Raw genomic sequence first — 13,426 nt, 5'->3', positions numbered from 1 at the left:
AAACCGACGGGTACACCTGTCCGTTTCGACCGGACGTGTCCGTTTCGACGCCGTGAAGCGCCTGCGAAACGACGCGCCTACGCGGCGCCGTCGAACATGCTCGTGACCGACGTGTCGTCGAACACGGCGCGGATAGCCCGGGCCAGCAGCGGCGCGATCGACAGCACGGTGAGCGTGGGGAAATGCTTCTCCGGCGGGAGCGGCAGCGTGTCGGTGACGACCACGGAGGAGATCGCCTCGTTCTGCAGGAGCTCAACGGCGGGGTCGCTGAACACGGCGTGCGTCGCGGCGACGACGACGCCGATGGCGCCCGCAGCCTTCAGCGCTTCGGCGGCCTTCACGATGGTGCGGCCGGTGTCGATGAGGTCGTCGACCAGCAGGCACACGCGGCCCTCGACCTGGCCGACGATCTCGTGCACGGAGACTTGGTTGGGCACCAGCGGGTCGCGGCGCTTGTGGATGATGGCCAGCGGTGCGCCGAGCTTGTCGCTCCAGATGTCGGCGACGCGCACGCGGCCCATGTCGGGCGAGACGACCGTGAGGGTCGACGGGTCGAGGATCTTCTGCATGTGCTCGAGGAGCACCGGCATGGCGAACAGGTGGTCGACGGGGCCGTCGAAGAAGCCCTGGATCTGGGCCGCGTGCAGGTCGACCGACATGATGCGGTCGGCGCCGGCGACCTTGAACAGGTCGGCGACGAGGCGCGCCGAGATCGGCTCCCGGCCGCGGCCCTTCTTGTCCTGCCGGGCGTAGGGGTAGAACGGGGCGACGACGGTGATGCGCTTGGCGGAGGCCCGCTTGAGGGCGTCGACCATGATCAGCTGTTCCATCAGCCACTCGTTGATCGGCTGGGTGTGCGACTGGATGACGAACGCGTCACTGCCGCGCACGCTCTCGTCGAAGCGGGCGTAGATCTCGCCGTTGGCGAAGGTGCGCGCGTCGGTGGCGACCAGCTCGGAACCAAGCTCAGCAGCGATGTCCTCCGCAAGTTGTGGGTGCGCTCGACCTGAAATTAGGACAAGTCGTTTTTCGCCGCTGGTCTTGATTCCAGACACCTAGTCTCCGCTCGTAGCTGCGGCGTCATCCGCAGTGGTGTTCTCGGTCGCGGCCTTCGCCGCGTCGGTTCCCGGGCGGTTGGCTTCGACCCAGCCGTCCATGTTGCGCTGCGGAGCCACAGTGATCGCCAGCGCTCCGGCCGGCACGTCCTTGCGTACGACCGTTCCGGCTCCGGTATAGGCTCCGTCCCCAATTCTAATCGGCGCCACGAACACGTTGTGCGACCCGGTGCGCACGTGCGACCCGATCTCCGAACGGTGCTTCGTGACGCCGTCGTAGTTGGCGAAGATGGTGCCGGCGCCGATGTTCGCGCCCACGCCCACGCTCGCGTCGCCCACGTAGCTCAGGTGCGGCACCTTGCTCCCGTGCCCGATGAGCGCGTTCTTCGTCTCGACAAAGGTGCCGATCTTGCCGTCGGCGCCGAGCTCGGTGCCCGGGCGCAGGTACGAGAAGGGCCCAACGGATGCGCCGGCGCCGATCACGGCGAGGGTCGCGTCCGTGCGCTTCACGACGGCGTTCTCGCCCACCTCGCAATCGAGCAGCGTGGTGTCGGGGCCCACGACCGCGCCGGTGGCGATGACGGTGGCGCCCTGCACCTGCGTGCCGGGAAGGATCGTGACGTCGGGCTCGATGCGGGCGCGGATGTCGATCCACGTCGTCGCCGGGTCCTGCACGGTGACGCCGGCCAGCTGCCAGCCGCGCACGATGAGCGCGTTGAGCTTCAGGGCGGCCTCTGAGAGCTGGGCCCGGTCGTTGATCCCGGCGACGAGCCAGGAGTCCCGCACGGGAACCGCCCCGACCTCGGAGCCGGTCCCGCGGAGCAGCCCCACCAGGTCGGTCAGGTATTTCTCGCCCTGGGCGTTGTCGGTGGTCAGGCTCGCGAGGTGGTCGCGCAGCTCGGAGAGCCCGAACAGGTAGACACCGGCGTTGATCTCGTCGATCGCCTTCTCGGCATCCGTTGCGTCTTTCTGCTCGACGATGCGGTCGACGGCGCCGGAGCCCGAGCGCACCACCCGGCCGTACCCGGTGGGGTCGTCGAGCGCGGCGGTGAGGATGGTGGCCGACGCGGCGCTGGCACGGTGGGTGTCGATGAAGGCGCGGAGAGTGTCGGCGTCGAGGAGCGGCACGTCGCCGTTCATCACGAGGATGTCGCCGTCGAAGTCGGCGGGCAGCGCCGCGACCGCCTGCTCCACGGCGCGGCCGGTGCCCGGCACCTCGTCCTGGTCGACGATGATGCTCTCGGGCAGGTCCTCGGCGACCACGGCGGCCACGCGGTCGCGTTCGAAGCGCACGACGGTGACCACGTGGGCGGCGTCGAGCGCCCGGGCGGTGGCCAGCACGTGGCCCACGATCGGCACGCCGGCCAGCGGATGCAGCAGCTTCGGCAGGGCGGACTTCATGCGAGTCCCCTGGCCGGCAGCGAGCACGACGATGGCGAGGCGGGAGTCGGTCACGTGGTTTCCCCTTAGCTGTCGGTGGAAGGTGAGGGCTCCGCCGCCAGGATTCGAACCTGGACCTAACAGCTCCAAAGGCTGCCGTGCTGCCGTTACACTACGGCGGACCGGCGCGCGCATGGAACGGACGCCAGCCTCTAGTCTGCCAGATCGTCGAGCGGATGCCGCGTGCGAGGCCGCTGCGCGCAGGCTGGATAATGGTGGGGTGCCTGCCCATGACGAAGTCGACCGGATCGTCGACGCGTGGCGACGCGAGCGGCCCGACCTCGACTTCGCTCCCCTGGAGGTGCTGTCCCGCGTCGGACGCCTCGCCAAGCACCTCGACCGGGCCCGGCGCAGCGCATTCTCCCAGTCTGAGCTCGAGTCATGGGAGTTCGACGTGCTCTCCGCGCTCCGGCGCGCGGGCACGCCTTACGAACTGAGCCCGAAGGCCCTGCTGCAGCAGACCCTGGTCTCCAGCGGCACGATGACGAACCGCATCGACCGGCTCGCCCGGCGCGGCCTCGTCACCCGCCGCACCGCCCCGAACGACGGCCGCGGCGTGCTCGTCGGCATGACCGAGCACGGTCTCACCCGGGTGGATGCCGCCATCACGCGGCTGCTCCGCGCCGAGGCGGAGCTGCTCGCCACCCTGTCGGCCGCGGAGCGGGAGCGGCTGGCCGGCCTGCTGCGCACCCTGTCGCTCGGTTTCGACTAGCGGCGGAACGCCTTGCGGGCGAGCCAGTTGCCGAGGAACTGCACGAGTTGGACCAGCACGATGATGAGCAGCACGGCCGCCCAGGTGACCACGGGGTTGAACTGCCGGTACCCGTAGACGAGGGCGAAGTTGCCGAGCCCGCCGCCACCGATGTACCCGGCGACGGTCGCCATGTCGACGAGCGCCACGAACACGAAGGTGTAGCCGAGGATCAGGGGCCCGAGCGCTTCCGGCAACAACACGGTGACGATGATCCGCCACGGGCCGGCTCCGACCGAGCGCGCGGCCTCGATCACGCCGGGCGTCACCGTCATCAGGTTCTGCTCGACGATGCGCCCGATGCCGAAGGATGCCGCGACGGAGATCGCGAAGATCGCCGCGGGGTTGCCGATGCCGGTTCCGACGACGATCCGGGCCAGCGGCTGGGCGGCCGCGATGAAGATGATGAACGGGATCGGGCGCACGAAGTTCACGAGCACGTTCAGGACGAGGAAGACCGGGCGGTTCTCGAGGATGTGTCCGGGCCGGCTGAGGTAGAGCCCGAGGCCGACCAGCAGGCCGCCGAGTCCACCGAAGACGAGGGCGAGGGCGACGATGTAGAGGGTCTCGACCGTGGCGGTCCAGAACTGCGACTGCAGGCCGATCAGTGCGTCCATCAGCGGGCCTCCGTCACGGTCGTGAGCGTTCGAACGCGGGCCAGCGCGGCGTCGACGGATGTCGCATCCGCTGTGAGCGCCAGCGTCAGGTGACCGAATGGTCGGCCCTGGATCTCGTTGATGCCGCCGTAGATCACCTGGAAGCCCACGCCCTCACGCGTGAACTCGGCGAACACGGCGGCCTGGTCGACCTCGGTGTCGCGGAAGGAGAGGGTGACGATGCGGCCCGGGTGGCGCTCGCGGAGCACCGCGAGTTCGTGCTCGTTCGGGACGCCCTTGACCACCGTGCCCACGAACCGTGCGGCGGCGGCGGTCTGCGGGTTGGAGAACACGTCGAAGACGTCGCCGCGCTCGATGACGCGGCCGCGGTCCATGACGGCGACCTTGGTCGCGATGGTCTGGATGACATCCATCTCGTGGGTGATCACGATGATCGTCACCCCGAACTCGCGGTTCACGCGCTGCAGGAGGGCGAGGACCTCGTGGGTGGTCTCCGGGTCGAGGGCGCTCGTGGCCTCATCGGCCAGCAGGATGTCGGGCGAGGTGGCCAAGGCGCGGGCGATGCCGACCCGCTGCTTCTGGCCGCCGGAGAGCTGGTCGGGATATGCCTTCGCCTTGTCGGCGAGGCCGACGAACTGGAGGAGCTCCTCGACGCGTTCGCGGCGCTCCTCCTTGGAGCGGCCGGCGACCTCGAGGGGGTAGGCGATGTTCCCGGCCACCGTGCGGGAGTTCAGCAGGTTGAACTGCTGGAAGATCATGCCGATACCCAGCCGCATCGAGCGGAGGTTCCGCTCGGGCAGGCCCGCGATCTCCTGGCCGTGCACGACGATCGAGCCGGCGGTGGACCGTTCGAGGGCGTTGATGAGGCGCACGAGGGTGCTCTTGCCGGCGCCGGAGTAGCCGATGATGCCGTAGACGTCGCCCGCCTCGACCTCGAGGTCCACCGAGTCGATCGCCACCACCGGCGACCCGCCCCGCGTGGTGGGCGGGTACACCTTCGAGACGTCCCGCAGTTCGACGACGGTCTCACCCATTCCTACATCCTTCTCTCTCGAACATGGCCGCGAGTGAGCAGTTTCTGCGGTTATGACGAACGCATAACCGCAGTTACTGCTCACTCGCGGACGGCGCGGCGGCCCGGCGCTGCTACTTCTTCTGGGCGGCGGTTTCCTTCTCGACCTTCTCAAGGGATGCCTGCAGGTCGGAGACGGGCGTCTTCACCAGCACGGCCGTTCCGCCGGAGATGTCAAGCACGCCCTGCTGCACCTTCTTGCTGTTCTGGTAGATCTCGACGAGCTTCTTGTACGTGGGGTTGTCCTTGTCCTCGGCGCGGGCGGCGAAGATGTTCACGTACGGAATGGCGTTCGGGTCGGACGGGTCGTCCTTGGCGATGGCGTCCTCGAACTTGAGGCCGGCCTTCTCCACGAAGTCGTTGTTGATCACGGCCGCGGCGACGTCGGGAAGCGACGTCGGGGTGAGCGAGGCCTCCATCGCCTTGACCTTCACCTTCGATGCGCCCTCGTCGATGTCTGCGAGGGTGGAGAAGATGCTGCCGCCGCCCTTGAGTTCGATCAGGCCCGCGGACTGCAGCACCAGGAGCGACCGGGCGAGGTTCGACGGGTCGTTCGGCACCGCGACGGTCTCACCCTTCTTGATGTCATCGACGCTCGTGTACTTCTTGGAGTAGACGGCGAGCGGGTAGATCGCGGTGGCGCCGATCGGCACGAGGTCCTTGCCCGCCGACACGTTGTAGTCGGCGAGGTAGACGATGTGCTGGAACTGGTTGAGGTCGATCTCGCCCTCGGCCAGCGCGGGGTTCGGCTGCGTGTAGTCCGAGAAGTCGATGATGTCGACGTTGATCCCGGCGTCCTTCGCCTCCTGCTTGTAGTCCGCCCAGTACGGGTCGCCGGCGCCGACGACGCCGATCTTCACGACCTCGTCATCGCCGCCCGCACCGCCGGCGCAGGCGGTCATCGCCGCGACGAGCGGTACGACGGCGAGAGCGGCCAGCAGGCGCTTTGAGATGGGCAGAGTCTTCTTCACGGTGATTCCCTTTCGCTGTGTGTGCCGGCCCTTCGGGCAGCGGTCGCTGTCGTGGCGGCACAGGGGAACCACGGAATGTGAGCGTGGGGGTCTGTGCCGCAGCTCCGCGAGGCACCGTTCAACGATAACCGAAGGTCCTGTGCCGCGTGGGCCACCCTGACACAAACCGTCACAGATCCTGCGGACTCAGCCCTCGATCAGCTCAGAAAGTTCGAGCCATCGGGTTTCCATGGCCGCGACGGATGCCTCGAGTTCGGCGATCTCCCGAGTGAAGGTGCCCAACCCGTCGTAATCCGACTGGTCGTGCACGGCGAGCTTCTCGTGCAGTTCGACGACGCGCGCCTGCATCTTCGCGACCTTCCGGTCGATCGACGCACGCTCCTTCTGGGCGTTGCGGAGCTCGGCGCCGCCGATGGCGAGCCTGCGCGAACCGGAACCGCCTGCGCTGCCGCCGGTGCTGCCGCCGGCCGGGGCTTCCGTCGGCGAACCGGTCGAGGCGGCACCGGCCACGGATTCGGCCTTCCTCCGCAGCTCCAGATACTGGTCGACCCCGCCGGGAAGGTGGCGGAAGCCGGCATCCATCACCGCGTACTGGTTGTCGGTGACCCGTTCGATCAGGTACCGGTCGTGCGAGACGACGAGCAGCGTGCCGGGGAAGGAGTCCAGGAGGTCCTCCATGGCGGCGAGCATGTCGGTGTCGAGGTCGTTGGTCGGCTCGTCGAGGATCAGCACGTTCGGCTCGTCGAGCACGATGAGCAGCAGCTGGAGGCGGCGCTTCTGCCCGCCGGAGAGGTCCTTGACCTGGGTGGAGAGCTGGGCGCTCATGAACCCCATGCGCTCGAGCATCTGACCGGGCGTGATCTCCTTGCCGCCGGCCATGTACGACGTCTTCTGCCGGCCGATCACGTCGCTCACGCGGTCGTTCTGGATGTGCTCCAGTTCGAACAGCTGCTGCGTGAGCACGGCGACCTTGATGGTCTTGCCGCGCTTGACCTTGCCGCTCGTGGGCGCCAGGGTGCCCGCGACCAGGCTGAGCAGGGTGGACTTGCCGGCCCCGTTGACGCCCATGATCCCGGTGCGCTCCCCCGGCGCGATGCGCCACGTGATGTCGTGCAGCACGTGTTTCTCGGGGGTGTTCTCCGACGCCGGGAAGGTGACGGAGACGTCGAGCAGGTCGACGACGTCCTTCCCGAGTCGCTGCATCGCCATCGACTGCATCGAAACGGTGTCGCGGGGCGGCGGCTCGTTCTCGATCAGCACGTTGGCCGCGTCGATGCGGAACTTCGGCTTCGCGGTGCGCGCCGGGGCGCCGCGCCGCAGCCAGGCCAGCTCCTTCTTCATGAGGTTCTGCCGCTTGGCCTCGGTGACGGATGCCATCCGGTCGCGTTCGACCCGCTGCAGGATGTAGGCCGCGTAGCCGCCCTCGAAGGGCTCGATCACGCGGTCGTGCACCTCCCAGGTCTGGTTGCAGACCTCGTCGAGGAACCACCGGTCGTGGGTCACGACCACGAGACCGCCCGAGTTCTGTGCCCAGCGGGTCTTCAGGTGCCCGGCCAGCCACGCGATGCCCTCCACGTCGAGGTGGTTGGTGGGCTCGTCGAGAAAGATGACGTCGTGGTCGCCGGTGAGCACGGCGGCGAGGGCCACCCGGCGGCGCTGGCCACCGGAGAGGTCGTCGACGAGGGCATCCCAGGGGATGTCGCGGACAAGGCCGGCGATGACGTCGCGCACCTTCGCGTCGCCGGCCCAGACGTGTTCCTCGATGCCGCCGACGATCGCCTGGCCGACCGTCACGCCCTGCACGAGGTCGTCGGCCTGGTCGAGGATGCCGAGGGTCACGCCCCGGCGCCGGGTCACGCGGCCGGAGTCGGGTTCGATGCGCCCGGCCAGCAGGTTCAGCAGCGTCGACTTGCCGTCGCCGTTGCGGCCGACGATGCCGATCCGGTCCCCCTCGTCGATGCCGGCGGTGACGCTGTCGAAGATGACGCGGGTGGGATATTCGAGGTGCAGGGCTTCAGCCCCGAGCAGATGTGCCATTTCCCCCGAGTTTACCCGCCCCCGCCTGTGCGTCCGGCGCCCGGTATCCGTTGTCGTGAGGGGTCACCTTTACCCAGTGCGAGATCGCACCGACGAGGAAAAGTTGACCCCTCACGGGATGCCAGGCGGGCGGGTCAGTCGTGGATGAGGCGGGCGCCGTGCACGGGGCCCGTGACGCGCACGGCCTTCAGGCGCGCCGCGGACAGGGCCACCTGCAACTCGAGGGCGTCGTCGGAGTCGCCCACGAGGAACGCGACGGTGGGGCCGGAGCCGGACACGATGCCGCCGAGGGCGCCGTTCGCCTCGCCGACCTCGAGCACGTTCGCGAGCCCGGGGGCGAGGTGCAGGGCGGGCGCCTGCAGGTCGTTGTGCATCGCCTCGGCGAGCATCGAGGCGTCACCGGCGCGCAGGGCCTGCAGCACGTTCGCGTCGACCGTGGGCTGCTGGGAGGAGGTGACGATCTCGCGGGAGTGCCGCGCGCGGTGGCGGTCGAGCTCCTGGTAGACGCCGGGGGTGGACATGCCGAACTCGGCGAGGGCGAGCACCCAGTGGAACTGCCCCTTGGCGAGCGCCGGGCTCAGCTGGTCGCCGCGGCCCGTTCCGATGGCGGTGCCGCCGACGAGGGAGAACGGAACGTCGGCGCCGAGCGTCGCCGCCACGCCCACGAGCTCGTCACGGCTGGACTCGAGTCCCCAAAGCGCATCGCAGGCCAGAAGCGTCGCCGCTGCGTCGGCGGACCCGCCGCCCATGCCGCCGGCCACGGGCACGTGCTTGTCGATCTCGAGCCGCACTCCCCCGCGGTACCCTGCCTTCGTGGCGAGGCTCTTCGCGGCCTGGATGGCGAGGTTCCGCTCGTCGGTGACGAGGCCCGACGTATCGATGCTGCCGGCGAAGCTGACCGAGAAGTCGTCGGCCGGATAGGCCCGCACATCCTCGCCCAGCGAGACGGCCTGGTAGGCGGTGGCGACGTCATGGTAGCCGTCCTCCATGACCGCCCCGACCTTCATGAAGACGTTGATCTTCCCCGGCGCTCTCGCGTGGACAACGTGAGAACTGGCCGCTTTGGTCATGGTTCTAACCTATCCCAGCCGCACGCGGCGCTTGTCACGCGAGCGGGGGTCACCCGGCCGTCAGGCGCGGGCGATCGCCAGGAAGTCGTGCACGGTGAGCTGCTCGCCGCGCAGGGTGGGAGCGAGGCCCGCAGCCTCGATGGCAGCGGATGCCGTGGCCGAGTCCCCGAAGACGGCCGACAGCGACTGCCGCAGCATCTTGCGGCGCTGCTGGAAGGCGGCGTCGACGAGCGCGAACGTCGCCCGCCGCAGCTCCTCGCTCGCGAGCTGCTCCTCGCGCCGGTCGAAGCCGACGAGGATGGAGTCGACGTTCGGCACCGGCCAGAACACCTGCCGGCTCACCTTGCCGACGGTGCGGAAATCGCCGTACCAGGCGGCCTTCACGCTGGGGCTGCCGTACACCTTGGATCCCGGCGCGGCCGCGAGGCGCTCCCCGACCTCGGCCTGCACCATGACCAGGCCGGCCCTGATCGAGGGGAAGTGCTCGAGCAGGTGCAGCAGCACGGGCACGGACACGTTGTACGGCAGGTTCGCGACCAGCCGCGACGCCGCTATCGGCAGCTCGGTGAGGCGCAGCGCGTCCTCCCGCATCACGGTGAGCGCGGCGCCCGGCTGCATGAGCTGCACCGTGAGCGGCAGCTGCTCGGCGAGTCGCGGGTCGATCTCGACGGCGACCACGCTCGCCCCGGCTTCGAGGAGGCCCAGCGTGAGGGAGCCGAGGCCTGGCCCTACCTCCACGACGACGTCGCCGGCCGCTACGCGAGCGGATGCGACGATGCGGCGCACCGTGTTGCCGTCGATGACGAAGTTCTGGCCGAGCTTCTTCGTGGGGTTGACGCCCAGCATCTCGGCCAGGTCGCGGATCTCGGCGGGACCCAGGAGGCCGCTCATCGCCGGCTCGTCATGGTGCGCGGGTCACTCATGGCGCGAGGCACCGGGCGCTCACGCGAGGCCGCCGTCCGGGCCGTCCTCGGGCTGGGTGAGCACGTCGGGGGCGGTGACCGTCTCGGCATCCCACCTGCCGTACACCAGCTCCGTGTTGGAGGAGATGAGCGCAGCCAGCATCGAGACATCCGTTTCGAGGTACTCGGCCATCGCGCGCAGGGTGTTGGGCAGCAGGTAGGGCGCGTTCGGCCGGCCGCGGAACGGCGACGGCGTGAGGAACGGCGCATCCGTCTCGATGAGGAGCAGGTTGCGCGGCACCACCTGCAGCGCCTTGCGGAGCTTGTCGGCGTTCTTGAACGTCACGTTGCCCGAGAACGACATGTACCAGCCGTTCTTCGCGCAGATCTCAGCCATCTCCACGTCGCCCGAGAAGCAGTGGAACACGGTGCGCTCCGGCGCCCCGACGCGGTGCAGCGTCGAGATGACCTCCGCGTGCGCGTCGCGGTCGTGGATCTGCATCGCCAGGTTCTGCTCCTTGGCGATCTGGATGTGCGCCTCGAAGGAGCGGCGCTGGGCCGCGATGCCGTCCTCGCCGGTGCGGAAGAAGTCGAGCCCGGTCTCGCCGATGGCCGCCACACGCGGTCGCGCGGCCAGCTCGGCGATCTCGGCGAGCGCGTCGTCGAGGCTGCCGGCGGCCGCGTAGGCGGGCGCCTCATTGGGGTGGATGGCGACGGCGGCGAGCATGCGCGGCTCGTGCGCCGCGGTCTCGGCCGACCAGCGCGAGGTCTCCAGGTCGCCGCCGACCTGCACCACGCCGCGCACGCCGACGCTCGAGGCGCGGTCCAGCTGCTCCGCCGTGGTGAGCGGGGTGTCGCCGTCGGCGATCTCGATGTGCGTGTGATTGTCGTAGACGCCGACCGTCAGCGGCTCCGGCAGCGGCGGATAGGTGAGGTCGCGCCCGCCGCCCTGCTCGCGGCGGCGGATGTAGCCGGACGGGTCGGTGCCCGGCAGGTCGGCCGGCTGCCCGTGGCGGCTCGGCTCCCCCTCGGGGTGGAACGGGTCCGCCGGGATCTGGTTGGTCTCAGGCAACGGGCACCTCGATTCGCGGGAACAGCGCCTCAAGCGGCGAGACGTGGTCGCCGCCGGTCCACTCCCACGCCCGGTCGATGCGCGTGCCGGAGACGGGCCCGTTGCCGCCGAGGGCGGCCCAGAGGGTGGCGGTGGCCACGGGGAGAACCGGCGAGAGCAGCACGGCGAGGGTGCCGAGCCCCCGCACGGCGGTCGCGAGCACGGTCTCCAGGCGCTCCCGGTTGGCCGGGTCCTTGGCGAGCGCCCACGGTTCCTGGCTGGTGATGTAGCCGTTGAGGTCGTCGACGAGTTCCCAGACGGATGCGATGGCCTCGTGGATCGCGAGCCGGTCGATGGCGTCGCCCGCGGCATCCGTCACGCGCCTCTGCGTCTCACGCACCGCCTCGTCGGCCGCCGTGAGCGCCCCCGCCTCGGGGATGCGGCCGTCGAAGTACCGCGTGACCATGGCGATGACCCGGGAGGCGAGGTTGCCGAATCCGTTGGCGAGCTCGGCCTGGTAGCGCGCGGCGAGGTCCTCCCAGGAGAACGAGCCGTCCTGCCCGAAGCTGATGGCGCGCATGAAGTAGTAGCGGAACGCGTCGGAGCCGAACGTGTCGGTGATCTGGCTGGGCGCGATACCGGTGAGCTTGGACTTCGACATCTTCTCTCCGCCGACGAGCAGCCAGCCGTGGCCGAACACCTGGCGGGGCACCTCGATGCCGGCGGCCATGAGCATGGCGGGCCAGATCACGGCGTGGAAGCGGAGGATGTCCTTGCCGACGATGTGCGTGGCCGGCCAGCGGCGCGCGAACTCGGCCTCGTCTTGGCCGTAGCCGATGGCGGTGATGTAGTTCAGGAGCGCGTCGATCCAGACGTAGACGACGTGGGTGTCGTCCCAGGGCACGGTGATGCCCCAGTCGAAGCTGGACCGGGAGATGGAGAGGTCGGCCAGTCCCTGGCGCACGAACGACACCACCTCGTTGCGCGCGGACTCGGGCTGCACGAACGTGGGGTTCTCCTCGTACAGGGCGAGCAGCCGGTCGGTGAAGGCGCTCATGCGGAAGAAGTAGTTCTTCTCCTGCAGGCGCTCCACGGGTTTGGAGTGGATGGCGCAGACGAGCTGCCCGTCGTATTCGCCGGTGCCGTCGACCAGGTCGCTGGGCTGCTTGTACTCCTCGCAGCCCACGCAGTAGTAGCCCTCGTACTCGCCGGTGTAGATGTGGCCGGCGTCGTGGAGGTCCTGCAGGAACCGGGCCGCGTTCTCCTCGTGCCGCGGGTCGGTCGTGCGGATGAAGTCGTCGTTGGCGATGTTCACCGTCTCCAGCAGCGGCTTCCACGCCGTCTCCACGAGGCGGTCGGCCCACTCCTTCGGGGTGGTGCCGTTGGCGGTGGCGGTGCGCAGGATCTTCTGCCCGTGCTCGTCGGTGCCGGTCAGCAGCCAGGTGTCCTCGCCGCGCTGGCGGTGCCAGCGGGCCAGCACGTCGGCGGCGACCTCGGTGTACGCGTGCCCGATGTGCGGCACATCATTCACGTAGAAAATCGGCGTGGTGACGTAAAAGGAGGAGCCATCGGACATGCTGACATCCTACGGGGCGTTCGCGCGGGCGCCCGGAGCGGGCCTCGCGCCTACCGGCGCTTGAGGGCGGCTTCGTACAGGTCGCGCTTGCCGAGGCCGGTGGCGGATGCGACGTCGGCCGCGGCATCCTTCAGCCTCGCCCCGGCGCCCACCAGCGTCAGCACCTCGGTGACACCGGTCTCGAGGTCGACGAGCCGCGGCGGCGCCCCGGCGACGACGATGCAGATCTCCCCCTTGACCCCGGCAGCCGCCCAGTCGGCGAGCTCGGCGGCGCTGCCACGCCTGACCTCCTCGAAGAACTTGGTGAGCTCCCGGCACACCACCACGCGCCGGTCGCCGCCGAAGACCGCGGCGAGGTCGCCCAGCGCGTCGGCGAGCCGGTTGGGCGACTCGAAGAACACCATGGTGCGTGGCTCGTGGGCGAGCTCCCGGAGCGCGCCGCGGCGGTCGCCGGGCTTGCGCGGCAGGAAGCCCTCGAAGGTGAAGCGGTCGGTCGGCAGTCCCGAGACGGCGAGGGCCGTGAGCACGGCGGAGGGCCCGGGAAGCGCCGTCACCCGCACGCCCGCCGCCGCCGCGGCATCCACCAGGTGAAAACCGGGGTCGGACACGGTCGGCATGCCCGCGTCACTCAGCACCAGCAGGTCGGACTCCCGCGCCAGCTCGACGAGCTCGGCCGCCTTGCCGCGCTCGTTGTGGTCGTGCAGGCTGATGAGCTTCGGGCGGTTCTCGATGCCGAGCGCCTTGAGCAGGTGCACCGTGACGCGGGTGTCCTCGGCGGCGATCACGGGCGCGGTGCGGAGCGCCTCGACCAGGCGCTCGGTCACATCGCCGAGGTTGCCGATGGGTGTCGCGGCCAAGATGATCATGCCCCCAGTCTCGCAGGT

12 protein-coding genes and 1 tRNA gene are annotated in these 13,426 nt (G+C 69.6%); 1 reads left to right on the top strand and 12 read right to left on the bottom strand.

The features are described 5' to 3' along the window. Positions 1-77: 77 nt before the first annotated feature. The 3 genes from EEJ31_RS05840 to EEJ31_RS05830 form a co-directional block, all read right to left on the bottom strand. Positions 78-1,055 carry a ribose-phosphate diphosphokinase gene (locus tag EEJ31_RS05840; protein ID WP_123045363.1) on the bottom strand — a complete coding sequence of 326 codons (978 nt, stop codon included), beginning with the start codon at positions 1,053-1,055 and terminating at the stop codon, positions 78-80. Next, on the bottom strand, positions 1,056-2,510 hold the full coding sequence (glmU, locus tag EEJ31_RS05835) for a bifunctional UDP-N-acetylglucosamine diphosphorylase/glucosamine-1-phosphate N-acetyltransferase GlmU (RefSeq protein ID WP_123045362.1): 1,455 nt from the start codon (positions 2,508-2,510) through the stop codon (positions 1,056-1,058). It lies immediately after the preceding gene. 35 nt (positions 2,511-2,545) lie between these two features. After that, positions 2,546-2,617, bottom strand: a tRNA-Gln gene (locus EEJ31_RS05830). 98 nt (positions 2,618-2,715) lie between these two features. Between EEJ31_RS05830 and EEJ31_RS05825 the strand changes: the two genes are divergently transcribed. After that, on the top strand, positions 2,716-3,207 hold the full coding sequence (locus EEJ31_RS05825; RefSeq protein WP_233563753.1) for a MarR family winged helix-turn-helix transcriptional regulator: 492 nt from the start codon (positions 2,716-2,718) through the stop codon (positions 3,205-3,207). Here the strand turns inward: EEJ31_RS05825 and EEJ31_RS05820 are convergent. The 9 genes from EEJ31_RS05820 to rsmI all read right to left on the bottom strand — a co-directional run bounded on the left by EEJ31_RS05820 (position 3,204) and on the right by rsmI (position 13,408). Then, positions 3,204-3,863 carry a methionine ABC transporter permease gene (locus EEJ31_RS05820; protein ID WP_123045360.1) on the bottom strand — a complete coding sequence of 220 codons (660 nt, stop codon included), beginning with the start codon at positions 3,861-3,863 and terminating at the stop codon, positions 3,204-3,206. The two genes, EEJ31_RS05825 and EEJ31_RS05820, sit on opposite strands and share 4 nt — an antisense overlap. After that, positions 3,863-4,897 carry a methionine ABC transporter ATP-binding protein gene (locus EEJ31_RS05815; RefSeq protein ID WP_123045359.1) on the bottom strand — a complete coding sequence of 345 codons (1,035 nt, stop codon included), beginning with the start codon at positions 4,895-4,897 and terminating at the stop codon, positions 3,863-3,865. The genes EEJ31_RS05820 and EEJ31_RS05815 overlap by 1 nt, the downstream gene beginning before the upstream one ends. Before the next feature lie 112 nt (positions 4,898-5,009). Continuing rightward, positions 5,010-5,888, bottom strand: a complete 879-nt coding sequence (locus EEJ31_RS05810) for a MetQ/NlpA family ABC transporter substrate-binding protein (protein ID WP_123045460.1) — start codon at positions 5,886-5,888, stop codon at positions 5,010-5,012. A gap of 204 nt (positions 5,889-6,092) precedes the next feature. Then, positions 6,093-7,943 (bottom strand): ABC-F family ATP-binding cassette domain-containing protein, encoded by a 1,851-nt coding sequence (locus EEJ31_RS05805; RefSeq protein ID WP_123045358.1) that lies wholly within the window; start codon positions 7,941-7,943, stop codon positions 6,093-6,095. Positions 7,944-8,077: 134 nt separating this feature from the next. After that, on the bottom strand, positions 8,078-9,013 hold the full coding sequence (locus EEJ31_RS05800) for a 4-(cytidine 5'-diphospho)-2-C-methyl-D-erythritol kinase (protein WP_123045357.1): 936 nt from the start codon (positions 9,011-9,013) through the stop codon (positions 8,078-8,080). 60 nt (positions 9,014-9,073) lie between these two features. Next, a complete protein-coding gene (gene rsmA, locus EEJ31_RS05795) occupies positions 9,074-9,904 on the bottom strand; it encodes a 16S rRNA (adenine(1518)-N(6)/adenine(1519)-N(6))-dimethyltransferase RsmA (protein WP_123045356.1) in 831 nt (276 codons plus the stop codon). 51 nt (positions 9,905-9,955) lie between these two features. Beyond that, entirely contained in the window at positions 9,956-10,909 is a 954-nt protein-coding gene (locus EEJ31_RS05790) for a TatD family hydrolase (RefSeq protein ID WP_123045459.1), read from the bottom strand. A 70-nt stretch (positions 10,910-10,979) separates the two neighbouring features. Then, entirely contained in the window at positions 10,980-12,542 is a 1,563-nt protein-coding gene (gene metG, locus EEJ31_RS05785; protein WP_123045355.1) for a methionine--tRNA ligase, read from the bottom strand. 50 nt (positions 12,543-12,592) lie between these two features. Further along, entirely contained in the window at positions 12,593-13,408 is an 816-nt protein-coding gene (gene rsmI, locus EEJ31_RS05780; RefSeq protein WP_123045354.1) for a 16S rRNA (cytidine(1402)-2'-O)-methyltransferase, read from the bottom strand. Positions 13,409-13,426: the final 18 nt, after the last annotated feature.

Source organism: Cryobacterium tepidiphilum (genome assembly GCF_003716325.1).
GTDB lineage: Bacteria > Actinomycetota > Actinomycetes > Actinomycetales > Microbacteriaceae > Cryobacterium > Cryobacterium tepidiphilum.
This window is presented reverse-complemented; position numbering and strand designations above follow the sequence as displayed.